The organism is Devosia sp. Soil_C_22, assembly GCF_057657195.1.
In genome coordinates, this window is record NZ_JBDGIY010000001.1 from 3026223 (window position 1) to 3050796 (window position 24574).

The following is a 24574-nucleotide window of genomic DNA, read 5'->3' on the forward strand; positions in this document are numbered from 1 at the left end:
ATCGCTCACTTATGCGGTCTGATATATCAGTGCCATGGTACAAGAGTATGCTGCGGCGTCAAGCGCTCCGTGACCTCGACCTTGGTGAGGCAGGTTTCATCGAGTTGCTTGAAGTCGTAGCGGTAGCCGAGTCCGGGCTCCTCGCTGACGGTCAGGTTGCCGTCGACGATGGCGAGCGGGCCGAGCTTCGAAAGCCCGTTGATCTGGTCCTCGTCCATGATCAGCTGCTCGTAGTAGTCGTTATTCGAGATGGCGGCGCAGATCTGGGCGTTCTCGAGGCCCATGCCGTGCACCTGCGCCCGCATGCCGTGGCTTTCGCCCAGGTGCGCCACCTTCATCGAGCCGGTGAAACCGCCTTTGTAGAAGGACGAGACGCGCACCATGTCGAGCGCCTTGTTCTCGATCCAGGTCGCCATGTTGCCGTGCACGCCGTCCGAGGTTTCGGCGGCAAGGATCGGGATATCCAGCTTCTCGCACAGCTTGGCATAGGCGCCGAGGTGGAACTCGCGCATCGGCTCCTCGTACCACAGGAACCCCAGGTCCTGGATCGCCTTGCCAAATTCGAGCGCGTTCACATAGTCCCAGCCGGCCGAGCCGTCGAACATCAGGTCGGCATCGTCGCCGACCCACTTGCGGAGGTTCGTGCACAGCTCGATGTCGCGCTTCACCGGTCCGCCCCAGGCATGCAGCTTGAACGCCTTGAAGCCTAGGTCGCGGCTCATCTTGATGTAGCGCTCGTACTCGCCCATCGTCGGCCAGGTGACCGTCGAGGCATAGGCCGGCACCACCCGGTCGTCGCCGCCCAGCATCTGGTAGATCGGCATCCTGGCGTGCTGCGACTTCACGTCCCAGCACAGCACGTCGAGCAGGCCCAGATGCCGCATGTGGATTTCCTCCACGCGGTCGATCTCCCAGATGATCCGCCACAGCCGTTCGGTCAGCAGCGGATTCTCGCCGATGAACTCGTGGTAGCGCCGGCGCACCAGGTCGATCACCGCATCGCCGCGGTTGATCTCCATCGTGCCGTAGAGGCCGGCATCGGTCTCCATGCGGATCACCGCCTTGCGCGGCTGGCTGCCGCGCGGAATGTCGCCCCACGAACCATGCAGCCCGTCGCGCCAGATGAATTTCGGTCCGGGATCGTGCTCGACCAGCCAACCCGTGAACCCAGTGATCTTCATGAAGTCCTCCAAGACAAAACCCGCGGCTGCGACCCAGCCGTCATCCAACCCCGGCTGCGTCGGCAGCCGGCCGGTCGCGCTGTGGCGAACCGCACCGTCGGATATCTCTCTGTTGAGATATTTATTTGCGCCGCTGATATCTCAAGTCAAGCGCCCGCGCCACCGATGATGGCCATGTATCTAACTCGTACAGCGCATGACCCTGCGAAGAAGCGCTTGCGACGCAGGCGTTTCGCGGCCATAAGCCTGACATCTTTTATCCGCCCAATGATATACCAAGGTAGCAACGCGCTGCCCTTACCGAGCCTTCGACCGCCATGTCCGACATCCGCCAAGACAATGAAGGCTATCGCCGCTTCCGCTCCGCCATGCAGGATGGACGCCTGCAGGCCGGCATGGTGGTGACCCAGAACGAGCTCTGCGACCTGCTCGGTCTGTCGTTGTCGCCGCTGCGCGAAACACTGGTGCTGCTGGAGGAATTCGGGCTGGTCGAGATCAAGCCCCGCACCGGCATCCGCATCGTCTATCCCGAGGTCAAGTTCATCCGCGAGAACTACCAGTTCCGCATCATGATCGAGATCTACGCCCTGCGCAGCTTCGGCGACACCGTCACCGAGGAATGGCTCGCCAATATGCGCGAGAGCCACGAAGCGTGCCGGCGCAACCTCACCGATGGCGGCGTCTTCGAGGAGGCGCAACTGCGCTTTCTCGCGCTCGACAACCGCATGCATCGCGAGATCGTCGAGGCGCTCGACAATCGCTCCATCCTCGATACGCACCAGCGCCTGCAGGACAATATCCGCATGGCGCAGCAGGTGCATCGCCGCCCCGGCTTCCGTAGCGCCCTGCTCGAAACCATCGACGAGCACCTGCGCGTCGTCGATTGCCTCGAGCGGCACGATATCGACGGCGCCGTCGAAGCCCTCGAGGCCCATTTCCGCGCCTCCACCCACCGCACCTTCGCCGCCTGACCCTCCGCCGACAACGGTCGGTTCTTTCACTATGCGGAAAACTCCGCTGTCGTTCGCGACCGATCGTACCCGCTGTCCCTAGACTGGCTGGCCGCGATCAACGCTGCGGCAAGAGGAGGACGCGAAGTTGAAGATTACCAAGGTCGAGACGTTTCAGCTGGCATGGGATGAGGCCAAGAAGGCCCGCGCCGCGTTCGTCCGCATCGAAACCGAAGATGGCCAGTTCGGCCTCGGCGAGGCCACGCCGATGTCGGGCGGGCTGGCGCATCTGGGCGTGATCGCCAGCGAAATGGCGCCATTCCTCGTCGGCAAGGATGCCCTCGACCACGCCGTCCTCGTCGATACGCTCTACCATAAATGCGTGAAGCTCGGCCCCGAGGGAGTCGTCACCGGCGCGCTCGCCGCCATCGACATCGCGCTCTGGGACCTGAAGGGCAAGCTGCTCGGCCAGCCCGTCCACAAGCTCCTCGGCGGCGCCTGGCGCACCGAGCTCACCTGCTACTCCTCCGTCGGCGGCAATGCCTGGCGCACCCCCGATGAAACCGTCGCCGTGGTGATGCGCCGCGTTGAGAAGGAAAAACCGGCGGCCGTGAAGATTCGCTGGGACGGCGACCGTACCAAGCTCGACGTCGACATCCCGGGCGATATCGCCAAGGCGAAGGCCGTGCGCAAGGCGCTGGGCGACGACTTCGTCCTCGGCTTCGATGCCAATAATGGCTACTCGGTCGGCGGCGCCATGCGCGTCGGCCGGGCGCTGGAAGATCTCGGCTACACCTGGTTCGAGGAGCCGGTGCAGCACTATCACGTCTCCGCCATGGGCGAGGTCGCGCAGCGCCTCGACATCACCGTCTCGGCCGGCGAGCAGACCTACACCCTGCAGGGCCTCAAGGACCTGATCAATGCCGGCGTCCGCATGGTCCAGCCCGACATCATCAAGATGGGCGGCATCACCGGGCTGATGCAGTGCGCCGCCATTGCCTACGCGCACGGCGTCGACCTCGTGCCGCACCAGACCCAGCCCTCGATCGGGCACCTGGCCAACCTGCACGTGCTGGCCACCATCATGCACCTCAACAAGCCGGTCGAGCTCGCCGATGGCTGGGAACGCGCCTCGAGCGTCTTCACCAACCCGTCCGAGCCCAGGAACGGCCTGTTCCACCTGCCGACCGCACCGGGACTGGGCGCCGTATTCGACGCCGACGAACTGAAGCGGCGAAGCCTGCCGATCACCGCCTGATGCCTTGACCACCCCGCAAATCCCCGCGAACCGCGGGAATCTCGGTGGCCCAAAGCAATGCCTGACAAGGGGAGGAGAACCTTATGGCACTGTCGAGACGTGACTTCCTGATCACCGCCGGCGCCGCGGGGGCGGCTGCCGGCATCGGCCTCAACATGCCGGCCGCGCTCGCGCAGGACGCCGACATGATCACCATCGCGCTCGCCGCGCGTGCCACCGCCGGCCTCAACCCGCAGCAGACCGGCCTCACCGGGGGCGACAACTGGACTATCTACCAGCTGTTCAATACCCTGGTCCGCGCCCCGGATGGCCGTTTCGCCACCCGCCCCGAAGAATTCGAGCCCAGCCTCGCCGAGAGCTGGACCAGCTCGGAAGACGCCAAGACCTGGACCTACAAGCTCCGCCAGGGCGTGCAATTCCACAAGGGCTACGGCGAGATGACGTCCGAGGACGTCATGTTCACCTTCGGCCGCCAGCTCGACCCCGAGCTCGTCACCGGCGGCAAGGTGCAGTTCTCCAATATCGAGAAGATCGACGCTCCGGACGCCTACACCTTCGTCGTCACCCTGAAGCGCCCCGATCCGCTGTTCAACGGCTCGGCCGCCTCGGTGCTCAGCGCCTCGATCATCAGCAAGAAGGCCTTCGAGGAAAAAGGCGACGCTTTCAACTTCGATCCCGTCGGCACCGGCTGCTTCCAGGTCGAAAGCGTCAGCGAGACCGAGGGCATCACGCTCGTTGCCTTCCCCGAGTTCTTCGGCGAGCAGCCGGCCTCGCCCAAGGTGCGCGTCTCCTTCATCGCCGACACCACCGCGCGCACCCTCGCCTTCGCCTCGGGCCAGATCGACATGATCGAGGGCGTCCGCGCGCCCGGCTGGATCGAGACGATGAAGCAGCGCTCCGCCGAGACGCAGTTCGACATGACCGCGCCCGGCAGCTTCAACTTCCTGCATCTCAACCTGACCCGCACCCCGCTCGAGAACCTCAAGGTCCGCCAGGCCCTGCGCTACGCCATCGACAGCGCCGCGCTCGCCTCCGCCTACGGCCCGATGGCCAAGCCGATGGTTGGCATCATCGCCAGCCAGTTCGAGGGCTCGGTCAAGCGCGAGGATCTGCCGCCGGAGCTGCAGTACAATCCCGACCCGGAAAAGGCCAAGGCCTTGCTCGCCGAGGCCGGCTTCCCCGACGGGCTGACCATCTCGTGCTACACCAGCCAGCGCGAGGACTACTCGGCGATCATGCTGATGATCCAGGAACAACTGCGCGCCGTCGGCGTGAACCTCGACCTGCAGATCATCGACCACAACACGTTCCACGCCGATAACCGCAACGACAAGAACGCCATGCCGCTCAACTCCTCGAGCTATGGCCCCTTGCCGATCAACGTGTTCCTGCAGCAGGTCTCGGCAGGCGCCGAGGTCAAGGCCGACGGCACCGGCCAGGGCAACTTCAGCCACTATGGCGTTGCCATCCCCGGCATCGACGACCTGCTCACCAAGGCGCAGGACGAGCCCGACTTCAACAACCGCACCGCGATCTTCCAGGAGATCGAGAAGAAGCTGCTCACCGATCTGCCGATCCTCGGCATCATCACGCTGAGCTACGTGATCGCCCGCAACCCGCGCGTCGATCTCGGCTATCCGGTGCAGTCTGGCTATGCCTACTGGCCGCTGAGCAAGGCCAAGAAGACCGCCTGATCCGAACGCTTCGGGCAAAAATCAAGGGGGCGCATCTGAGGGGATGCGCCCCCTTTTCACTGACCGTGGGAGGACGGTCAGCGGGAGGGGATTTCGACCACTTCGTGATCGAGTATGGCCTCGACGGTGAACACCAGCTGGTCGCCGTCGCGCTTGACCGGCACCGACTTGCGCGCCACACGCAGGTTGACGTGGTCGGGCGTCCGGTCGCCGACCCGCACTCGCACTTCCACCGGCCCGACCGGGATGAGGTCGTATTGCCGCCCCGGCACGCGCGACAACAGCAGCCGGTTGTTGAGATGCAGCACGTGGCGGTCCTTCTGCCGGTAGAGCTCGGCCGTGACCACGCCGTGAGTGCCGGCCAGCGTCACCTTGGCCTTGTCGCCCAGCGCCCAGCGCACCGCGTTGGCGAGCAGCAGCGCATGCTCGAACGACTCGTCGCGAGCAAAGCAGCGGTCGAGATCGGCGACGAACCACACGAGCTTGCCGCCCGAGCGGGCCGTCTTAGCCGTGATCGCTGGAATGTCGCTCCTCGGTTCGCGCATCCACGAGGTTTCAGGCGGATAGATCGGGAAATCCGGGATGTAGGTCGCCAGTACCTCGACCCCGCTATCCACCGAAACCATCGGCAGATAGCCCCCGAAGGGCAGCGTGTCGGTGTCGTCGAGCCCGGCCAGCACCGGATGCCGCTTGCCGCCCGGAGCCGGCGCCGTCGCATCGCGAGAACCATAGACGCCGGCACGGATTTCCGGCGCCAGCCGCAGGTAGCTGTGCCGCGCATGCGTCTCGAGATTATGGCTCGGCGCATCCTCGCCACCGATCGCCCCATCCTTGCGATGCACGCCGAACAGATCGGCCAGCGCGAAGTCGCCGCGCCGGTCGCCATAGTGGGTCGCGATCGAGCTCTCGCCCGTCGCGATGACCGATCCGCCGGCCGCCACGAACGCCTGCACGCCACGCACCTGCTCTTCGCTCAGCCCGCCGACATTGGGCAGGATGATCACGCTCATCCGCTCGAAGGCGCGGCCGATCTCGTCGGCGTGCAGCGGCACATAGGGAATGCCGTTGCGGTCCATCGCCTTCACTGCCCCGCGATAGGGCGCCATGGTCTTCAGCGCGGCACTCTCGCGGCCGAAATAGTCCTGGTTCTGCTGCGACCATACGATGCCGACATCCGGCGTCAGCGTGCGGTTGGTCAGCACGTCCTCGTTGGCCTCGTGCCACACGAAGATCGGCTCGGCGGTCTTGTACTGCCGGCGATCCTCATGCATCGAGCCGATATGGTGCCACCAGGGCTGGATGCCGCCGGCAAAGCCCGACGACGACCACAGCCGCACTTCCGACGGCGGCATCGAGGCGAGCCGGAAGGCCGGGGCGCCGAGCTGGTATTGCGGCGTCGATTCCGGGATCAGCTTGTCCCACCCGGCCACCTCGTGCAGGCGCTTGCCCGCCTCGGTGTTCTGCTCGAACCCGTCATAGGCGTTGCGCCGCTGGTGATCGAGCATCACGATCGCCGCTTCCGGCATGATCTGCTGCAGGTCGATGAAGCGGGCCGAATTGTAGAGCGTCTCGCCCCCGATCATGCCCGACCAGATGCAGTGCTCACCGCCCATGCTGGTGGTGACGCGGTTGTTGAGCTTCCACAGGTCGGTGCGGCGCTGGAAGTTCCAGCGGATCCAGTCGCGATAGGTGCCGTCGTTCCAGTCATGCGCCTTGGGCAGGTCCTTGCCCGAGTAGATGTGGAACTGCGACTTGCAGTGCTGGCAGTAGCAGATATTGGCGCGCGGCAGGCCGGCCCAGCTATTGTCCGAGAACCCGTCAGGATGGCTGCGCTCGATGATCTCTTCCATCACCGCCGGCAGGTATTCCGTATAGTAGGGCGAGCCGATGCAGGTGACGTACTTGTCGGCCTGCGTGTAGGGGCTGCCATCGGCCTGCCGGCAGATCCAGTCGGGATGCTCGTCGTAAAAATCCTGAGCTACCCGGTTGGAGTCCATGCGGGCGACGACCGCCAGCCCTTCCTCGCGCGCTGCCTTGACGATCTCGCCGTAGAGGTCGCGCTCGCCGAGCTTTTCGGCGCGGTGATGCAACGGAAACTTCGAGGGATAGTAGGCGACGATGCCGCCGGCATTGACAATGACGCCCTGCACGCGCGTCCGCCGCCAGTGCTCGCGCCACCAGTCGGAATCGTAGCGGGCCGGGTCCAGCTCCACCAGGTTCGTCTGGCCCCAGCGCAGCGTCTTCTTATACCAGGGTGCCTCAGCCATGCTCGTCCTCCCACCTCACATTGCCACCAGAGCTAGCCGATAGCTGCGATCGCGTCGGCGGGCGAACGCGCAGCTTTCCGCGATGTGGAAGCGCTACCATCGATTTCGCCCGGTCGCTTCCGCCTGACGGAAAACGTGCACGGGCTTGCTTGCTCGCGACAATGGTACCGCTACCGTCTTCACGACCCGGTACAGCCCTGAGGGGGCCGGCCTTGGAGGAGGACAGGATGCAGGTCAACAGACGTGGATTCATCGGCGGCACTGCGGCCGCTCTCGGCAGCGCGACGCTACTCGCCGCTTTCAGCGGCCAGGCTTTCGCGCAGGACAGCGACACCATCAAGATCGCCTTCGCAGCCCGCGGCCTGCGCACCATCGACCCGCACAAGTCGATCCAGGGCGTCGACAACTGGGCCATCATCGCCATCTACGACAAGCTGGTCGACCTGCCGCGCTGGAGCTTCCCGGCGACCCTCGACGAGCTCGTTCCGCGTCTCGCCACCAGTTGGTCGAGCTCGGAAGACGCCAAGACCTGGACCTTCGAACTGCGCCAGGGCGTGCAGTTCCACAAGGGCTATGGCGAGATGACGTCGGAAGACGTCAAGTTCACCTTCGACCGCGCCACCGATGCGCCCCGCGTAGGCGGTGTCCGCGCCAAGTTCACCAATATCGCCAGCACCGAGACCGATGGCCCGTACAGGGTGATCTTCAACCTCGAGCAGCCCGATCCGCTGTTCCCGCTCGGCGTGCTCAGCGACTATGACGGCGCCATCATGAGCAAGAAGGCGGTCGAGGAGAAGGGCGAGGAGCCGATCGGCACCGACCCCATCGGCACCGGCGTCTACGTGCTGGAGACGGTGCACACCGATCCCGGCCAGGGCATCACGCTCGCCGCCAACCCCGACTACTGGGACACCAAGGCAGCGACGCCGAAACTCCAGTGCGTCTACATCGCCGACACCACAGCGCGTACGCTCGCAATCCTTTCGGGCGACGTGCACATGATCGAGGGCGTCCGCGCTCCCGGCTGGGCCGACTCCATGCGGCAGCGCGATCCCTCGCTGCTCTTCGACGTCGTCAGCCCAGGCAGCTTCTTCACCATCCAGGTCAACTTGACGGTGAAGCCCTTCGACGACGTGCGCGTGCGCCAGGCCCTGTTCTACGGCATCGACCGGGACGAGATCACCACCGCCATCGCGCCGATCAGCAAGCGCACCTACGGCCTCAACCCGCCCTCGTTCCCCGGCGGCTTCACCGCCGAGACCATCCCGCCCGAGGTCGCCTACAACTACGATCCGGAAAAGGCCAAGGCGCTGCTCGCCGAAGCCGGCTTTCCCGACGGCCTGTCGTTCAAGAACGACACCAGCCAGCGCGAGGATTTCTCGGCCATCATGCTGATGATCCAGGACCAGTTGCGGCGCATCAACGTCAACATGGAACTGAACATCAAGGACCACACCGCCTTCCACGCCGACCAGAATATCGGCACCAACACGCTGAGCCAGCAGTCTTCGGCCATGCCGCCGGTTCCGACCCAGGTGATCGTGACCTACCTGCCGGCCGAAGCCGAGGTGAAGGCCGACGGCAATGGTGGCTCCAACATGAGCCACTACGGCGTCGCCATCCCGGGCATCGACGATCTGCTGAGCCAGGCACTGGCCGAACCCGATCTCGACAAGCGCATCGCTATCGTCCAGCAGATCGAGGTCAAGGCACTGAGCGATGCGGTGATCCTGCCCGTCTCCAACAACGGCTTCATGATCGTACGCTCGCCCAAGGTCGACCTCGGCTTCGAGGTACAGTCCGGCTACGTGAACTGGCCGCTGTCGCAGGCCAAGTTCGCCTGATCTGAACCACCACCGGCGTCCCGGAATCCCAGCGAGTCCGGGACGCCGCCGTCTCTATCGGAGAGTTGATCGACATGAGCGGAACCGCAAGCATCGGCATCCTGTTGCCCGAGGCACTTGAGGCCGACGAGAGCGTCGCCTGGGCCGCCGGCGAACTGCAGCGTGCCCTCGCCCTGCGCGACATCACCGCCTCCATCGGCCGCGCCAGCGACGCCTCGCTCATCGTCGAGATCGTTCCTGCCGAAGCGAACGTGCCCGGCCTCGAGCTGCCGCGCGTTGCCGAAGCCATGGCGCTCGCCCGCACCAGCAATCGCATCACCGTTTGGGGCCATGACAGCCGCGGCCTCGTCTACGCCCTGACCGAGCTCGCCGACCGCGCCCGTACCGTCGGTGGCGACGATCCCTTTGCCGGCACTTTCCCGCTGATCGAAAAGCCGACCGCCCGCATCCGCTCGATGGCTCGCCTGTTCTGCTCGGAGGAGGAGGACAAGGGCTGGTTCCACGACCGCCAGCAGTGGCGCGACTACCTGACCATGCTGGCCTCGAACCGGTTCAACCGCTTCGCCCTGACCCTGGGCATGGGTTACAACTACCCCTACCACAACCCCTGGATCACCGACGTCTACTTCTACTTCCCCTACCCGTTCCTGTTTGACGTCGACGGCTACCAGATCGACGTCAAGGAGTTGCCGGTCGAGGAGCGCGAGGCCAATTTCGAAACGCTGAAATTCATCGCCCGCGAAGCCAAAAAGCGCGGCCTCGAATTCCAGCTCGCGCTGTGGACCCAGAACTATGATTTCGATGACGTGCCCCGCGCCAACTACACCGTGCGCGGCGTCACCAAGCAGAACCTTGCGCCCTACTGCCGCGCCGCCCTCACCCGGCTGGTGCGCGAAGTGCCCGAGATCACCGGCATCACCTTCCGCGTCCACGTCGAAGGCGGCATCGCCGAAGGTGACTACGGCTTCTGGGAAGAGGCCTTCGCCGGTGTCGCCGCCGGTGGTCGCCCGGTCGAAATCGACATGCACGGCAAGGGCCTCGATCACAAGATGATCGACATCGCCCGCCGCTCCGGCATGCCGGTCGCCGCCTCGCCCAAATACCTCGCCGAGCATATGGGCCTGCCCTACCACCAGTCGGCCATCCGCAATAAGGAATACCCGCCCGAGGTGGCCAAGTCCGAGCGCGAGCAGCTCAGCGAGGGCTCGCGCAAGTTCCTCCGCTACTCCTACGGCGACCTCCTGACCCACAACAAGGACTACAAGGTCATCTATCGCATCTGGGCCGGCACGCAGCGCGTGCTGCTCTGGGGCGATCCGGTGCTCGCCGCCGGCTACGGCAAGAGCTCGATGTTCGCCGGCTCCGACGGCGTCGAGTGGCTCGAGCCGCAGAGCTGGAAGGGTCGCATGGGCACCGGCATCCCCGGCCAGCGCTTCACCTACCAGAAGCACGGGCTCGCGACGAAGCAGGACTGGCGCAAGTACGACTACCAGTACCGCGTCTGGGGCCGCCTCCTCTACAACCCTGAGGCCCCGCGCCAGAGCTGGCTGCGCTGGCTCGAGCGCGAATGTGGCGATGCCGCCGGCGCCTGCGAGACGGCCCTGTCACTCGCGAGCCGCGTCCTGCCGCTCATCACCCTGACCCACGGCCCGTCGGCGTCCAACAACCACTACTGGCCCGAGATCTACACCAACCTCGGCCTGATCGACGGATCGGGCAAACGGGCGTACGCTTTCGACATGGAGGGGCCCGTTCGCTTCGGCAATGCACCGACCTTCGACTCGGCGCTGTTTGCCACAGCGCGCGAATACGCCGAGCTCTTGCTCGCCGGAAAGTCCTCGCACCGATACACCCCGCTCGATGTCGCCGACTGGCTCGAAGGGCTGGCCGAAGGCTGTGAGCGCGCTTTGACCGAGGCCCGCTCCGCCGCCGACTGGGGCCGCGCCGAAGTGCAGCGCATCATGACCGACGTGGCGATCCTCGCCGGCATGGCCCGCCACTTCACCGAGAAGTTCCGCGCCGCCTGCTGGGCCGAGCTGTTCGTCGCCACGAAGGCCAGCGTCCTCATCGAGCCCATGCTCGACCACGCCCGCCGCGCCGTCCTCGCTTGGGAAGGCCTGGCCGCCGTCTCGCGCGACCTCTATTCCGACGACATCACCTACGGCCCGCAAAGCTGGCTGCGCGGCTCCTGGCACTCTCGCCTGCCCGAGATGCAGGCCGAGCTGCTCGACCTCGAAGCCATCCGCGGCCTCGGCGGCACCGAGTCCGTTCCGGCCAACGAGGCCACTCTCGCCGCCATCGCCGCGCTCAAGGCCCGCCGTCCGACGCGTGCCGAAGCCCTCGACATTGGCGGCGGCCGGTTCAAGGCCGGAGAACCGGCGAAAGTCCGGGTCCAGGCCCCGTCTGATGCCCGGCCAACCCTGCACTATCGCCACATCAACCAGGCCGAACGCTGGCGCTCCGTCGACATGCAGCGCGACGGCAACGGCTTTGCCGCCGAGATCTCGGCCGACTACACCGCCAGCGATTTCCACCTGCAGTATTTCGTGTCCTTCACCCGGGACGGAGATTCCGTGCTGGTTCCCGGCCTCGCCGCGGACCTTGCCAACGAACCTTACGTGACGCTGCTCAGACACTGACCGCGACCCGGAAACACCGGGCCGGCATCATCGCCGCCATGGGGCGGGGGGAGGGTTGAGAGGATGATGCGCTACCTGCTGTTGCGGTTGCTGGATGCGATCCCGACCGTATTTCTCGTGCTGCTGCTGGTGTTTATCGCCATGCGCATCCTGCCGGGCGACCCCGCCATTGCCGCCCTCGGCGACATGGCGACGGCCGAGCAGCTGCAGCTGTTCCGCGAGAAGATGGGCCTCAATGCCCCCCTCTGGCTGCAGTTCATCAATTTCGTCGTCGGCGTGCTGACGCTCGATTTCGGCACGTCGATGATGAACAACAAGGACGTGCTGGGGCTGATCCTCTACAACCTGCCCTACACCATCGAGCTCACTGTGGTGTCGGTGCTGATGGGCATCATCGTCGGCGTCCCGCTCGGCGTTCTCGCCGCCACCAACCGTAACAAGTGGCCGGATTCGGGCGTCCGCATCTTCTCGCTCATCGGCTACGCCATCCCGGATTTCTATCTCGGCGCGCTGCTGCTCATCACCTTCGCGCTCAATCTCGGCTGGTTCCCGATCAATGGCGGCGGCGAGGGCTTCCTCGATCGCATGCACCACGTCTTCCTGCCGGCGCTGACCCTCGCCTTCGTCAAGGCCGCCTTCATCGGCCGCCTCACCCGTACCTCGCTGCTCGAAGTGCTGAGCAAGGATTTCGTGCGTACAGCCCGCGCCAAGGGCGCCAAGGAGAGGCGTGTGGTCTACCGCCACGGCCTCCGCAACGCCCTGCTGCCGCTCACCACCGGCCTCGGCCTTTCGACCCTCGCCACCCTCTCGGGCTCAGTGGCCATCGAGCTGGTATTCAACCGGCCGGGCATCGGCAAGCTGCTGATCAGCGCCATCTCCGAGCGCGACTACGCCGTCATCCAGGGGGGCATAGTGGTGTTCGCCATGTTCGTGGTCCTCATCAACCTGCTGATGGACCTGCTCTACATCATCGTCGACCCGCGCATCCGGATGCAGTGATGACCACGATCTCAGAGACCCCGCAGCTCGCCCCCGAGCAGAACGTCTTCCACCTGATCAGGACGATCATCCTCGGCCGCCCCGGCACCATCGTCGCCGTGATCATCATCGCGATCCTCTGCCTCGTCGCGCTGCTGGCGCCCGTGCTGGCACCCTACGACCCGCTCACCCAGTCGATGATCAAGATCAACCGCATGCCGAGTTGGGAGAACTGGCTGGGCACCGACCAGTTCGGCCGCGATGTGCTCTCGCGCATGCTCTACGGCTCGCGCAACTCACTGATCTTCGGCCTCATTTCCCCGGCCTGCGCCGCCCTCGTCGGCACCACGCTGGGTGTCATCGCCGGCTACTTCGGCGGTTGGGTTGACCGCATCATCTCGCGCGTCATCGACCTGCTGCTCGCCTTCCCCGAACTGCTGCTCGCCATCATGATCGCGGCCGTGCTCGGCGGCGGCTTCTGGAACGTCATTTTCGTGATCACCGTCGCCTTCGTGCCCGGCTTCGCCCGCGTCGCGCGGGCCCAGACCCTCGCGGTGAAGCAGGAGCCCTATGTCGAGGCGGCGATCTCGGTCGGCGTCAGCACGCCGGTGATCATCTTCAAGCACATCATTCCCAACATCATGGCTCCGATCGTGGTGCTGATGATGCTGTGGGTTGCCTCCGCTATTCGTCTCGAGGCCTCGCTCAGCTTCCTCGGTATCGGCACCCAGCCGCCCAACCCGAGTTGGGGCAACATCATCCGTGACGGGTTGAACAACATCTTCGGCTCGCCCTGGCCGATCATCGGCGCCGGCGCGGCGATCACGCTCGTCGTCCTCGCCTTCAACCTCGTCGGCGACGCCGTGCGCGATGCGCTCGATCCCTCGACGGCCAAGTGACCGGAGACGCTGATGACCGATATCACCACCGCCTCGCCCCCGGGCGCCGCCGCCACCACCGGTAACGTGCTGTCCGTCCGCGACCTGCGCACCGCCTTCCGCGCCGGCGAGGGCTGGACCCAGATCGTCAAGGGCATCTCCTTCGACATCGCCGCCCGTGAGACGGTGGCCGTGGTCGGCGAGTCCGGCTCGGGCAAGAGCGTCACTGCGCTGTCGATCATGCGCCTCCTCGCTCCCGAGACCAGCCGCATCGAAGGGTCGATCAAGCTTGGCGGCCAGGAACTGCTGACCCTGCCGGAAGCCCAGATGCGCGACATCCGCGGTCGCCGCATCGGCATGATCTTCCAGGAAGCGATGACCAGCCTCAATCCTCTCGTTTCCGTCGGCGACCAGATCGCCGAGGCGCTGACCGTGCATGGCCTAGCCCGCGGCGCCGCCGAGGCGGAGGCGGTGCGCATGCTGGAGCGCGTGCGCATCCCGGCCGCCAAGTCGCGCGCCAAGGATCTGCCGAACAACCTCTCGGGCGGCATGCGCCAGCGCGTGATGATCGCCATGGCGCTCGCCTGCAAGCCGCAGCTGCTGATCGCCGACGAGCCCACCACCGCGCTCGACGTCACCATCCAGGCCCAGATCCTTGAGCTCATCAAGACACTGCAGCGCGAAGAGGGCATGGGCGTGCTGTTCATCACGCACGACATGGGCGTCGTCGCCGAGATCGCCGACCGCACCGTGGTGATGCTGGGGGGCGAAGTGGTCGAGCAGGGCAACACCGAGGACATCTTCGATGCAGCTCAAAGCGCCTACACCAAGACGCTGATCGCCGCCGTGCCGCGCCTCGGCACCGGCACCTCCGGCCAGCCGCAGCATTTCCCGATGATCGATCGCAAGACCGGTGAGCTCAAGGTCGAAAAGGTCCGGCCCGACACTGTTGCACACGAGAGCCAGCCGGCCCTGTCGGTGCGCAATCTCGTCAAGCGCTACGACCTGCCCTCCGGTTTCTTCGGCGGCGTCCGCGGTCGCATCCATGCCGTCGAGAACGTCTCCTTCGACATCCAGCCCGGCGAAACCCTGTCGCTGGTGGGTGAATCCGGCTGCGGCAAGTCGACCACGGGCCGCGCCATCATGCGCCTCGTCGAGCCGCAATCGGGGCATGTTACCGTCGACGGCACCGATATCCTGGGCTTGCAGCGCAACCGCATGCGCGACATGCGCCGGCACATCCAGATGATCTTCCAGGATCCGTTCGCCAGCCTCAACCCGCGCATCCGCGTCGGCGAGGCGATCGCCGAACCCTTCCTGACCCACAAGCTCGGAACCCGCGAACAGGCCCGCGCCAAGGTGGCCGACCTGTTGCAGCGCGTCGGCATGGATCCCGCCGTCGCCGGCCGTTACCCGCAGCAATTCTCGGGCGGTCAGCGCCAGCGCATCTGCATCGCCCGCGCCCTGTCGCTCGAGCCGAAGGTGCTCGTCGCCGACGAGTCGGTCTCCGGGCTCGATGTCTCGATCAAGGCGCAGGTGGTGAACCTGATGCTCGACCTGCAGCAGCAGCTCGGTCTCTCCTACCTGTTCATCTCGCATGACATGGCCGTGGTCGAGCGCGTCAGCCACCGCGTCGCCGTCATGTATCTGGGCGAGATCGTCGAGATGGGTCCGGCCAAGGCGGTATTCGCCAATCCGCAGCACCCCTACACCAAGCGGCTGATCGCCGCGGTGCCGATCCCCGATCCGGCCCGCCGGACCCAGGTGCGCCCCGTCAACAACGACGAGGTCAAGAGCCCCATCCGCCCCGCCGACTTCGTACCGCCGACCCGCGTCTACCGCGATGTCGGCGCCGGTCACGTCGTGCAGGAATGGGAAGGCGACTGGAAACCCTAGGCCTCACCCCTGGATGTACGGAATCTCGCCCGGCGCCGGCTCGCCGAGCACGCCGTTCCGGTCTGTGCTGCGCCGCTTCATGATCTCGAAGCCGAGATCGACGATCCGCTGGCCGATGTCGCCGCCATCGAGCTGATGCCGCACCGCCTGCATCGCCTCGTAACCGCAGCGCCAGCGATGGATGCGCACGCTGCTGAGCGCGGGCGTCGCCGCCTCCATGTAGTCGAAGTCGTTGAACCCGGCGATCCCCATCCGCTGCGGCACCGGCACGCCGCGCGCATTGCAGGCGAACAATGCCCCCAGCGACAGCACGTCGTTGTTGCAGAAGACGGCATCGATGTCCGGCCGGTTGTCGAGCATGTGCTCCATCAGCTGGCGACCCATCATCGCATTCGAGAACAGATGATGGTCCGTCCGCGCCGGGTCATCCTCGTTGCCCATCAGCCCCACGAGGCCCGGATCGAACAGATCCGCTTCCTCGAGCGCCTTGCGATAACCGGCGAAACGTTCGTGCGAGCGAGTATTGAGCCAGCCGGCGAAGAAGGCGACGCGCCGATAGCCGGCGTCGATCAGGTGCTGCGTCATCGAGAGCCCGGCCCGCTCGTGCGAAAAGCCGATGATCTTCTGGATCGGGTCGGTAGTGAGATCCATGATCTGCACCACCGGACACCCGGCATTGTCGAGCATCCTGCGGCACGCCGCCGTCTGCTCGACCCCGGAAATGATGATCGCCGCGGGCCGGTGCCGCAGGATGGCGACGATCTGGTCTTCCTCGCGCTGCGGGTTGTAGCGGGTATTGGCAATGTCGATGCGCAGCCCGCTCTCCTCAACCCCGTCATAGATGCCGCGCAGCACGTCCGAAAAGATGTTCTGCGTCAGCGACGGCACCAGCACCGCCACGACGTCCGTCCGCCGCGACGCCAGCGCACGGGCGTTGAGATTGGGGATGTAGTCGAGATCGCTGACCGCCTGCTCAATGCTGCGCCTGAGCTCCGGCGACACCTTGCTCGGCTCGCGCAGCGCCCGCGACACCGTAATCGCGCCCACGCCTGCCCGCGCCGCCACGTCTGCTATCGTGGGGCGTCCGCTTCGTCTCCGTCCAGCCATGCGGTCCCCCTGCCCTGCAGATCCCAAGCGCCACCCCGACTGATGAATAGTGCCTCGCGCGTTGACAGATAAGCATGGTAGCGCTACCAAAACCATAAAAATGTGGGCTGCGGAGGAGCGGCAACCCACGCGGGGAGGGAAACTGGCATGGGTAAAGACCTGCTGGGACGCGTGCAGTCCGTCGACCGCGCCCTGACGCTGCTGGAAGTGCTGAGCGAAGACGATCATGGCCAACGGCTGACCGACCTGGCTCGCCGCACCGGCCTGTCGCTGACCACGGTCCACCGGCTGCTTACTACGCTCGAACAACGCCAGTTCGTGCATTTCTCGTTGCGCGACAACCTGTGGCATGTCGGTCGCCAGGCCTACACCGTCGGCTCCGCCTTCGTACGCGACCGGCACTTCGTCGCCCCGGCGCTGCCGCTGCTACGCCGCCTGCGCGACCTCACCCGCGAAACCGCCAATCTCGGCGTCGTCGACAGCGGCGAGATCGTGCTCGTCAACCAGATCGAGAGCCGCGAGATCACCCGCGCCATCTCGCGCGTCGGCGGCCGCACGCCGATGACCGCCTCCGGCATGGGCAAAGCTATCCTCTCCTGTTACTCGCACGACGACGTATCGGCCGTGATCCGCAAGACCGGCATGCGCCGTGCCACCAGCAAGACCATCACCCTGCGCCAGGACCTCGACGACGAGCTGGAGCGTGCCCGGGTCAACGGTTATGCCATCGACAGCGAGGAATTCCAGCCAGGTCTCCGCTGCGTCGCGGCGCCGGTCTATGACAGCCAGCAGGAAGTCGTCTGCGCCATCTCGCTCTCCGGCCTGCCCAATCGCATGAAGACCGAGCGCATGCCCACCCTCGGCCGCCTCGTCGCCCAGACCGCCGCCGAGCTGACCCGCACCCTCGGCGGCCAGCCCGTTCACAGCGTCTGAGGTCTAGGCGATCCGCCGATCAGGCCGGTAAGGTAGCTTTCGAGCTGCTTCGGGTCATAGCCGACGCCGTCGAACCAGCCGCCGCGCACCGGATCCGGCACGACGATTCCGGCAAGCGCATCGCGATAGAGATCGGGGCGGTAGCTGTGCGCCGCCAGCGCCATCCGCTCAGGGCTGTGCTGTACATCGCCCCACCGCACCATCTGGCTATAGTACCAGAGCGCATCGTCGGGGCTCGGCACGTTCGCGCCAAACGCATGCGGCACGAAGAACTCGTCGACCGCCACCGTCCATCCGGCCGCCGGTTGAATTGCACCCGACAGCGCTCGCTGCACCAGTTCCGCCGGCTGCCCGAGATAGCCGGGTTGCGCGAGAAGCGCCGCCGCTTCCGCGTGGTTGGCCGGGTCGCCGCACCACACCGCCGCCCGGTACATCGCCCGGAGGAGCGCCGCCAGCGCCTCGGGATGAGCTTCGGCCCAGCGCTCGGTGACCCCGAGCACCTTTTCCGGGCTGCGCGGCCAGAGAGCTGCCTTCACCGTCGCGATCCGCCCCGCCCCCGAAGCCACCGCCACGCTGCCCCATGGCTCGCCGACGCAGAACCCATCGATGCGCCCGGCTGCCAGCGCATCCGCCATCAGCGGCGGCGGCACGATCACTACCTCGACATCGCGATCGGGATGTATACCCGACGCCGCAAGCCAGTAGCGCAGCTCGTAGTTGTGGCTTGAGTACGGATGCACCACCGCGAGCTTGAGCTTGCCCGCCCGCTTCCGCACCACCGCCCGCAGCGCCGCGCCCACTGGGCCAGGCGCGTAATCGTCCGGCGCGCCCTCGGCCGCCATCGCCTCCCACAGCGCCGCGCTCACCGTCACCGTGTTGCCTCCGAGATTGAGGCCCATCGCCGCGACCACCGGCACGTCGATGGGCGAAAGCCCCAGGCTGGCCGCGATCGGCATCGGCCCCAGCATGTGGGCGGCATCGAACTGGCCGACCGCCAAACGGTCGCGAATGTTGGCCCACGATATCTCGCGCACCAGCGCCAGGTCGACATCTTCGGCAGCCGCGAAGCCTTTCTCCCGGGCCGCGACCAGCACCAGGCTGTCGGTCAGCGGAATGAAGCCGGCTGTGATGCGGTGCTTGCTCATGTCTCGGGTCCCAACAGCCCCGCAGCGGTGATGAGGCTCTGCGCGATCTCGACGATCTTGCGATTCTGGTTCATGGCAGTGCGCCTGAGCAGCGCATAGGCCTCAGCCTCCTCGAGCCCGCGGCTCTTCATCAGGATGGCCTTGGCCTTGTCGATGATCTTGCGATCCTCCAGAGCGCCGCGCGCCTCCTCGAGGTCACGCGACAGCCGCGCAAAGGCGTTGAACCGGCTGATGGCCATATCGAGAATGGCCTTCACCCGCTCCTTCTTCAGGCCATCGACCACATAGGCCGAAACCCCCGCCTCCACCGCCGCCTGGATCTCGGCCGTGTCCGAGCGGTCGACGAACATGGCGACCGGCTTCTGCAGCGCCTTGGACAGGGTGAAGAAATGCTCGAGCCGGTCGCGATCGGGGTTCTCGAGGTCGATCACCACCACGTCGGGCATGATCTCGGTAATCTGCCGCGCCACCTCGTTGACGCTGTGCACCAGCGTCACCCGCGTATGCCCCGCCTCCCGCAGTCCGTCCTCGATGATGGACGCGCGGATCCGGTTCTCGTCGACGATGAGAATGCTGAACTCGGGCACCGCCATGGCGCGATCTAGCCGGCTCATGGCCATGCATACAAGCCGCACGCGAGGGACCCTGCCCTGCATTCCGCGCTGGCTAGCCGGGCAACGGACGGATATGCCAGTTGCGCCCGGCTCAGGAGGCTCACCGTGTTCGTCGTCCAGATCTACCTGCCGCTCGAAAAGCCCGACGGCACGCAAGTGCCCGCCAACCTGTTCGAGCGCGTCAAGGCCGAACTCACGGACCGCTTCGGCGGCGTCACCGCCTTCCTGCAATCACCCGCCGACGGCGCCTGGAAACCGACCGGCGGTGAGGCGATTCACGATCGCATCGCCATCTTCGAGGTCATGGTTCGCGACGTCGATACCGTATGGTGGCGCGAGTACCGCGAGGCGCTGGAAGCCGAATTGGTCCAGCACCAGATCCTCGTCCGCCTCTACCAGGTGACGCTGCTCTAGACGAAAGCCAGCCCCACGCCGGCCAGCGCCAGTGCCACCACCACCATCCACGGCGGCAGCTTCCACACCGTGAGCAGCAGGAAGCCGCCCAGCGCTACCGCGAAATCGGCCGGCCTCAGGATGGCGCTCGTCCACACCGGATCGTAGAGCGCCGCACCGAGTACGCCGACCACCGCCGCATTGGCCCCGCGCATCGCCGCCTGCGCCAACGGCCGGGTACGGAACGCATCCCAGAACGGCAGCGCCCCGACCACCAGCAGCAGCCCCGGCAGGAACACCGCCACCAGAGCGATCGCCGCGCCGGCAAGGCCCGAGGGCGCCGGCCCCATGATCGCGCCGAGATAGGCCGCGAAGGTGAACAGCGGCCCCGGCACCGCCTGCGCCGCGCCATAGCCGGCGAGGAACCCGTCCGCCGCCACCCAGCCCGGCTGCACCACCTCGGCCTCGAGCAGCGGCAGCACCACGTGCCCGCCGCCGAACACCAGCGCGCCGGAGCGGTAGAACGCATCGAACAGTGCGATCCCCTGCGATCCCGACGCCGCCACCAGTGCCGGCAGCCCCACCAGCAGCACGGCGAACAGCACCAGCGCCGCGACACCCACGCTGCGCGACACACTGAAGCTCAGCTTACCCACTGAATTGACCGGCAATCCCCGGAGCAACAGCAATCCCGCAAGCGCCCCCACGACGATGGCGGCAACCTGTCCGAACGATCCGGCGACGAACACAACGATGAACAGCGATAGCAATGCAATGCCCGCCCGTTCTCGATCCGGCGCCAGCGCCTTGGCCATGCCCCACACGGCCTGAGCCACTACGGCGACTGCCACCAGCTTCAGCCCGTGCAGCAGCCCCGCACCGATGTGCCCCTCGAACGCCGCCGCGCCGTAGGCGAATGCGATGAGCAGGATGGCAGAGGGCAGGGTGAACGCTGCCCATGCCGCCAACGCGCCGAGCGGCCCGCCGCGCAACAGCCCGAGCGAGAAGCCGACCTGGCTCGAGGCCGGGCCGGGCAGGAACTGGCAGAGCGCAACGAGATCGGCATAGCCGTCCTCGTCGATCCACTTGCGCCGTACCACCAGCTCATCGCGGAAATAGCCCAGATGCGCGATCGGCCCGCCGAAGGAGGTGAGGCCCAGCTTGAGGAAGGCGAGGAACACTTCGCCGGGAGACCCCGCAGCCTGCGCCGGCGTCACATCGTTGGCGGTACCGGCCTCACGCGTCATGCAACTCCCCCGGCGGGCACCCGGCCCGCACGCAAATTGGTCAATGGGAATCGATCTCTAGGGGCCGCATATGACACAATCAACACATGTGCCGCGATCGCCGGGCCCGCCTACTCCCACGTCTCCAGCATCGCCTGCACCACGAAATCGAGATGCGCCGCCATCGCCGTCCGCGCACCATCGGCATCGGCTGCGACGATCGCGGTGACGATGTTCTCATGGTCGATGAGGATACGCTGGCGCACTTCGCTGATATCGGCGAGGTGCTGATGGAAGCGCGTGTCGACCGCCTCGGCCCGCATGGTCCACAGCGATTCCAGCATCTCGCGCAGCACGGTGTTCCCGGTGGCTTCGGCAATCGTGATGTGCAGCGCCTGGTCGCTCTCGGCCGACCAGCGCCCCTTGGCCGTCTCGGCGCGCATCTGACTGACGATGGTCTGCAGCCGCGCCCGGCCGGCGGCCTCGATCTGCTGGCTGGCAATCGCCGCTGCTTCCGGCTCGAGCAGCCGCCGTACCGCCATGATCTCGATCGGCGAACGGCTGAGCTCGGGCAGGCTTTCGCTCGTTGCGTCCGGCCCTCGCACGAAGGCGCCAACGCCAACGCGCACTTCCACGAGGCCCGCGACTTCCAGTGCGATCAGCGCCTCGCGCAGCGTCGGCCGCGATACGCCGAGGCTGGCCGCCAGGTCACGCTCCGACGGTAGCTGCCGGCCCGGCTCGACGGCGCCATTGAGGATCTGGTCACGGATCTGGTCCGCGATCTGGAGGTAGAGCTTGCGGTTGGAGACGACCTGAAGCTTCATCGCTGCCGAAACGCCCTCCTGCGTCCTGGTGCCGTGATCGGCCGTTCATAGCGGGGTCGCGCGAACGTGTCCACTGGTCTGACCACTTGACAGCTAGACCGAGATGACGTTTTGTCCGCTCAACACGCCTGTTCCTGGCTTCAAAGACCGGAGAGGCGTGCCGGGAGGAATACGAATGGATGATGGGCTGAAGCCCTCGAGCGCGCCGGCTGCCGCCGTGCCGCTGGTCGAGATGATCGACATCGACAAGTCGTTTCCCGGCGTGCGCGCCCTGTCGCGCGCCCGTTTCGACCTGCGCCCCGGCGAAGTCCATGCCCTGATGGGCGAGAACGGTGCCGGCAAATCGACGCTGATGAAGATACTCTCGGGGGTCTATTCCCGCGATGCCGGCGAAATCCGCTTGAACGGCAAGCCGGTCGAGATCGGCTCACCGCGCCAGGCCCAGGATATGGGCATCGGCATCATCCATCAGGAACTGGCGCTGATGCGCGACCTGACGGCGGCCCAGAACATCTTCATCGGCCGCGAACCGCGCCGCAATTTCCTGCTCGACGACGCCGCGCTCAACCGCGACGCGGACGCGATCTTTACCTCGATGCACCTCGCCATCGAGCCGACGGTCAAGGTCGAGACGCTGACCATCGCCAAGCAGCAGATGGTCGAGATCGCCAAGGCGCTGTCCTATCGCTCGCGCGTTCTCATCATGGACGAGCCGACCGCGGCGCTGAACGACGCCGAGATCGCCGAGTTGTTTGCGATCATCAACCGGCTCAAGGCAAAGGGCGTCGGCATCGTCTATATCAGCCACAAGATGGACGAGATCAAACGCATCTCGGATCGGGTGACGGTGATGCGCGACGGCGAATATGTCGGCACCGTGCCGGCCGCCGAAACCTCGATCGAGACCATCATCTCGATGATGGTCGGCCGCAAGCTCACCGACGAGACGCTCTCCATCCCCGATACCTCCGCCGCGCCGGTGGCGCTCGAGGTCCGGCACATCAACCGTGGCCGCGAAGTGCGCGACATCAGCTTCTCGGTCAGGAAGGGCGAGATCCTCGGCTTTGCCGGCCTGATGGGCGCCGGCCGCACCGAAGTCGCCCGCGCCATCTTCGGCGCCGATCGTCGCGATGGCGGTGAGATCCTCGTCCACGGCAAGCCGGTGGATATCCGTTCGCCCTGGGACGCCGTGCGCGCCGGCATCGGCTACCTCAGCGAGGACCGCAAGCATTTCGGCCTCGCCACTGGGCTCGACGTCCGCAACAACATCGCGCTGGCCTCGATCGAGCGCTTCACCGGCCCCGGCGGCATCCTCGACGATGCGAAAATGCGCGAGATGGCCGAAAAGTACATCCGCCAGCTCTCCATCAAGACGCCCTCCGATACGCAGGAAGCCCGCCTTCTCTCTGGTGGCAACCAGCAGAAGGTGGTCATCGCCAAATGGCTGCTGCGCGATTGCGACATCCTGATCTTCGACGAGCCGACCCGCGGCATCGATGTCGGCGCCAAGTCCGAAATCTACAAGCTGCTCAACGCGCTCGCCGCGGAGGGCAAGGCCATCATCATGATCTCGTCCGAGTTGCCCGAGATCCTGCGGCTTTCCCACCGCATCGCGGTGATGTGCGAAGGCCGCCTGACCGGCATGCTGCCCGGTGGCGCCAGCCAGGAAGAGATCATGCGGCTCGCCACCCAGCGCCAGAGCGCCGTGGCCGAAACAACTGAACTACGGAGGTCGGCATGACCGATACCGCTGCCCCCGCGGCAAAACCCGGCATCCGCATCTCGGGCGCCTTCCACCGGCTGCTGGCCTTCTCGGGCCTCATCGCGCTGGTGGTGGTGTTCTCTCTCGCCTCGCCGAACTTCCTCCAGACCCCAAACGTGCTCGCCATCCTGCAGGCGACCGCGGTCAACGGCGTCCTTGCGGTCGCCGCGACGCTGGTGATCATCACCGGCGGCATCGACCTGTCGGTCGGCACGCTGATGACCTTTTGCGCCGTCATCGCCGGCGTGATCCTGACCTATCTGGGGCTGCCGCTACCGCTCGGCCTCGCCGGCGCCATCCTGACCGGACTCGCCTGCGGCTTCATTTCCGGCTTCATCATCGCCAAGCTGAAAGTGCCGCCCTTCATCGCGACGCTCGGCATGATGCTCATCCTCAAGGGCCTGTCGCTGGTCGTCTCGGGCACCAAGCCGATCTATTTCAATGACACGCCGGGCTTCAACCAGATCTCGCTGGGCTCGATCGTCGGCACGATCTTTCCGGCCGTGCCGATCCCCAATGGCGTGCTCGTCCTCTTCGCCGTCGCCCTGATCGCCGCCTTTGTGCTGAGCAAGACCGCGCTCGGCCGCTACACCTTCGCGCTGGGCTCCAACGAGGAGGCCGTCCGCCTCTCCGGCGTCAACGTCGATCGCTGGAAGATCGCGGTCTACGCCACGGCCGGCGGCATTTGTGGCGTTGCCGGCATCCTCATCGCCTCGCGTCTCAACTCGGCCCAGCCGGCCCTCGGCCAGGGCTACGAGCTCGACGCCATCGCGGCGGTCGTCATCGGCGGCACATCGCTGTCGGGCGGCCGCGGCACCGTGCTCGGCACACTGATCGGCGCGCTCATCATCTCTGTGCTGGCCAATGGCCTGCGCATCCTTTCGGTGGCCCAGGAATGGCAAACGGTGGTGACCGGCACCATCATCATCCTGGCCGTCTATGCCGATATCCTGCGGCGCCGCACACTTTAGGCACCGAACGGTCG

19 protein-coding genes are annotated in these 24574 nt (G+C 66.0%); 12 read left to right on the forward strand and 7 right to left on the reverse strand.

What is annotated here, in order from left to right; all coding sequences use genetic code 11:
- Positions 1-26: 26 nt before the first annotated feature.
- Positions 27-1181, reverse strand: a complete 1155-nt coding sequence (locus AC3A6I_RS14690; RefSeq protein ID WP_487544465.1) for an enolase C-terminal domain-like protein — start codon at positions 1179-1181, stop codon at positions 27-29.
- A gap of 317 nt (positions 1182-1498) precedes the next feature.
- Between AC3A6I_RS14690 and AC3A6I_RS14695 the strand changes: the two genes are divergently transcribed.
- The 3 genes from AC3A6I_RS14695 (at position 1499) to AC3A6I_RS14705 (ending at position 5083) form a co-directional block, all read left to right on the forward strand.
- Complete coding sequence (locus AC3A6I_RS14695) at positions 1499-2152, forward strand: GntR family transcriptional regulator (RefSeq protein ID WP_487544466.1); 654 nt, start codon at positions 1499-1501, stop codon at positions 2150-2152.
- Between the two features lie 127 nt (positions 2153-2279).
- Positions 2280-3389: a mandelate racemase/muconate lactonizing enzyme family protein gene (locus tag AC3A6I_RS14700; RefSeq protein ID WP_487544468.1), complete on the forward strand. Its 1110-nt coding sequence runs from the start codon at positions 2280-2282 to the stop codon at positions 3387-3389.
- Between the two features lie 83 nt (positions 3390-3472).
- Positions 3473-5083 carry an ABC transporter substrate-binding protein gene (locus AC3A6I_RS14705; RefSeq protein WP_487544469.1) on the forward strand — a complete coding sequence of 537 codons (1611 nt, stop codon included), beginning with the start codon at positions 3473-3475 and terminating at the stop codon, positions 5081-5083.
- 77 nt (positions 5084-5160) lie between these two features.
- Here AC3A6I_RS14705 and AC3A6I_RS14710 read toward each other — a convergent pair whose 3' ends face one another.
- A complete protein-coding gene (locus AC3A6I_RS14710) occupies positions 5161-7350 on the reverse strand; it encodes an alpha-amylase family protein (protein ID WP_487544470.1) in 2190 nt (729 codons plus the stop codon).
- A gap of 227 nt (positions 7351-7577) precedes the next feature.
- Here AC3A6I_RS14710 and AC3A6I_RS14715 point away from each other — a divergent pair, with 227 nt between their 5' ends.
- From AC3A6I_RS14715 to AC3A6I_RS14735, 5 genes are all read left to right on the forward strand, one after another.
- Positions 7578-9194, forward strand: coding sequence for an ABC transporter substrate-binding protein (locus tag AC3A6I_RS14715; RefSeq protein ID WP_487544471.1), 1617 nt, complete (start codon positions 7578-7580; stop codon positions 9192-9194).
- Between the two features lie 74 nt (positions 9195-9268).
- On the forward strand, positions 9269-11833 hold the full coding sequence (locus AC3A6I_RS14720) for a hypothetical protein (RefSeq protein WP_487544473.1): 2565 nt from the start codon (positions 9269-9271) through the stop codon (positions 11831-11833).
- A 63-nt stretch (positions 11834-11896) separates the two neighbouring features.
- A complete protein-coding gene (locus tag AC3A6I_RS14725; protein WP_487544474.1) occupies positions 11897-12832 on the forward strand; it encodes an ABC transporter permease in 936 nt (311 codons plus the stop codon).
- On the forward strand, positions 12832-13710 hold the full coding sequence (locus AC3A6I_RS14730; protein ID WP_487544475.1) for an ABC transporter permease: 879 nt from the start codon (positions 12832-12834) through the stop codon (positions 13708-13710). The genes AC3A6I_RS14725 and AC3A6I_RS14730 overlap by 1 nt, the downstream gene beginning before the upstream one ends.
- Positions 13711-13722: 12 nt before the next feature.
- The gene (locus tag AC3A6I_RS14735) at positions 13723-15585 is read left to right on the forward strand and encodes an ABC transporter ATP-binding protein (RefSeq protein ID WP_487544477.1); all 1863 of its coding nucleotides are present in this window, start codon (positions 13723-13725) and stop codon (positions 15583-15585) included.
- Positions 15586-15588: 3 nt separating this feature from the next.
- Here the strand turns inward: AC3A6I_RS14735 and AC3A6I_RS14740 are convergent, their stop codons facing one another.
- Positions 15589-16650 (reverse strand): LacI family DNA-binding transcriptional regulator, encoded by a 1062-nt coding sequence (locus AC3A6I_RS14740; RefSeq protein WP_487544478.1) that lies wholly within the window; start codon positions 16648-16650, stop codon positions 15589-15591.
- 189 nt (positions 16651-16839) lie between these two features.
- On the opposite strand from AC3A6I_RS14740, the gene AC3A6I_RS14745 reads away from it, so the two are divergent.
- Positions 16840-17625, forward strand: a complete 786-nt coding sequence (locus AC3A6I_RS14745; RefSeq protein WP_487544479.1) for an IclR family transcriptional regulator — start codon at positions 16840-16842, stop codon at positions 17623-17625.
- On the opposite strand, the gene AC3A6I_RS14750 is transcribed toward AC3A6I_RS14745, so the two are convergent.
- Together AC3A6I_RS14750 and AC3A6I_RS14755 are read right to left on the reverse strand one after the other, a co-directional pair.
- Positions 17613-18770, reverse strand: a complete 1158-nt coding sequence (locus AC3A6I_RS14750) for a CmpA/NrtA family ABC transporter substrate-binding protein (protein WP_487544480.1) — start codon at positions 18768-18770, stop codon at positions 17613-17615. The two genes, AC3A6I_RS14745 and AC3A6I_RS14750, sit on opposite strands and share 13 nt — an antisense overlap.
- Positions 18767-19384, reverse strand: coding sequence for an ANTAR domain-containing response regulator (locus AC3A6I_RS14755; protein ID WP_487544481.1), 618 nt, complete (start codon positions 19382-19384; stop codon positions 18767-18769). The genes AC3A6I_RS14750 and AC3A6I_RS14755 overlap by 4 nt, the downstream gene beginning before the upstream one ends.
- Before the next feature lie 105 nt (positions 19385-19489).
- Between AC3A6I_RS14755 and AC3A6I_RS14760 the strand changes: the two genes are divergently transcribed.
- Positions 19490-19798: a hypothetical protein gene (locus tag AC3A6I_RS14760; RefSeq protein WP_487544482.1), complete on the forward strand. Its 309-nt coding sequence runs from the start codon at positions 19490-19492 to the stop codon at positions 19796-19798.
- Here AC3A6I_RS14760 and chrA read toward each other — a convergent pair.
- Together chrA and AC3A6I_RS14770 are read right to left on the reverse strand one after the other, a co-directional pair.
- The gene (gene chrA / locus AC3A6I_RS14765; protein ID WP_487544483.1) at positions 19795-21024 is read right to left on the reverse strand and encodes a chromate efflux transporter; all 1230 of its coding nucleotides are present in this window, start codon (positions 21022-21024) and stop codon (positions 19795-19797) included. The genes AC3A6I_RS14760 and chrA overlap by 4 nt on opposite strands.
- A gap of 110 nt (positions 21025-21134) precedes the next feature.
- Positions 21135-21827 (reverse strand): FadR/GntR family transcriptional regulator, encoded by a 693-nt coding sequence (locus AC3A6I_RS14770; RefSeq protein ID WP_487544484.1) that lies wholly within the window; start codon positions 21825-21827, stop codon positions 21135-21137.
- Positions 21828-22002: 175 nt separating this feature from the next.
- On the opposite strand from AC3A6I_RS14770, the gene AC3A6I_RS14775 reads away from it, so the two are divergent.
- Positions 22003-23568, forward strand: a complete 1566-nt coding sequence (locus AC3A6I_RS14775) for a sugar ABC transporter ATP-binding protein (protein WP_487544485.1) — start codon at positions 22003-22005, stop codon at positions 23566-23568.
- A complete protein-coding gene (locus tag AC3A6I_RS14780; RefSeq protein ID WP_487544486.1) occupies positions 23565-24560 on the forward strand; it encodes an ABC transporter permease in 996 nt (331 codons plus the stop codon). The genes AC3A6I_RS14775 and AC3A6I_RS14780 overlap by 4 nt, the downstream gene beginning before the upstream one ends.
- Positions 24561-24574 lie beyond the last annotated feature (14 nt).

Coding starts and splice junctions, on each gene's coding strand:
- AC3A6I_RS14750 (WP_487544480.1), bottom strand. CDS start 18,770: ATGAGCAAGCACCGCATCACAGCCGGCTTCATTCCGCTGACCGACAGC.
- AC3A6I_RS14725 (WP_487544474.1), top strand. CDS start 11,897: ATGATGCGCTACCTGCTGTTGCGGTTGCTGGATGCGATCCCGACCGTA.
- AC3A6I_RS14695 (WP_487544466.1), top strand. CDS start 1,499: ATGTCCGACATCCGCCAAGACAATGAAGGCTATCGCCGCTTCCGCTCC.
- AC3A6I_RS14705 (WP_487544469.1), top strand. CDS start 3,473: ATGGCACTGTCGAGACGTGACTTCCTGATCACCGCCGGCGCCGCGGGG.
- AC3A6I_RS14690 (WP_487544465.1), bottom strand. CDS start 1,181: ATGAAGATCACTGGGTTCACGGGTTGGCTGGTCGAGCACGATCCCGGA.
- AC3A6I_RS14775 (WP_487544485.1), top strand. CDS start 22,003: ATGGATGATGGGCTGAAGCCCTCGAGCGCGCCGGCTGCCGCCGTGCCG.
- AC3A6I_RS14710 (WP_487544470.1), bottom strand. CDS start 7,350: ATGGCTGAGGCACCCTGGTATAAGAAGACGCTGCGCTGGGGCCAGACG.
- AC3A6I_RS14745 (WP_487544479.1), top strand. CDS start 16,840: ATGGGTAAAGACCTGCTGGGACGCGTGCAGTCCGTCGACCGCGCCCTG.
- AC3A6I_RS14770 (WP_487544484.1), bottom strand. CDS start 21,827: ATGAAGCTTCAGGTCGTCTCCAACCGCAAGCTCTACCTCCAGATCGCG.
- AC3A6I_RS14715 (WP_487544471.1), top strand. CDS start 7,578: ATGCAGGTCAACAGACGTGGATTCATCGGCGGCACTGCGGCCGCTCTC.
- AC3A6I_RS14780 (WP_487544486.1), top strand. CDS start 23,565: ATGACCGATACCGCTGCCCCCGCGGCAAAACCCGGCATCCGCATCTCG.
- chrA (WP_487544483.1), bottom strand. CDS start 21,024: ATGACGCGTGAGGCCGGTACCGCCAACGATGTGACGCCGGCGCAGGCT.
- AC3A6I_RS14720 (WP_487544473.1), top strand. CDS start 9,269: ATGAGCGGAACCGCAAGCATCGGCATCCTGTTGCCCGAGGCACTTGAG.
- AC3A6I_RS14735 (WP_487544477.1), top strand. CDS start 13,723: ATGACCGATATCACCACCGCCTCGCCCCCGGGCGCCGCCGCCACCACC.
- AC3A6I_RS14730 (WP_487544475.1), top strand. CDS start 12,832: ATGACCACGATCTCAGAGACCCCGCAGCTCGCCCCCGAGCAGAACGTC.
- AC3A6I_RS14755 (WP_487544481.1), bottom strand. CDS start 19,384: ATGAGCCGGCTAGATCGCGCCATGGCGGTGCCCGAGTTCAGCATTCTC.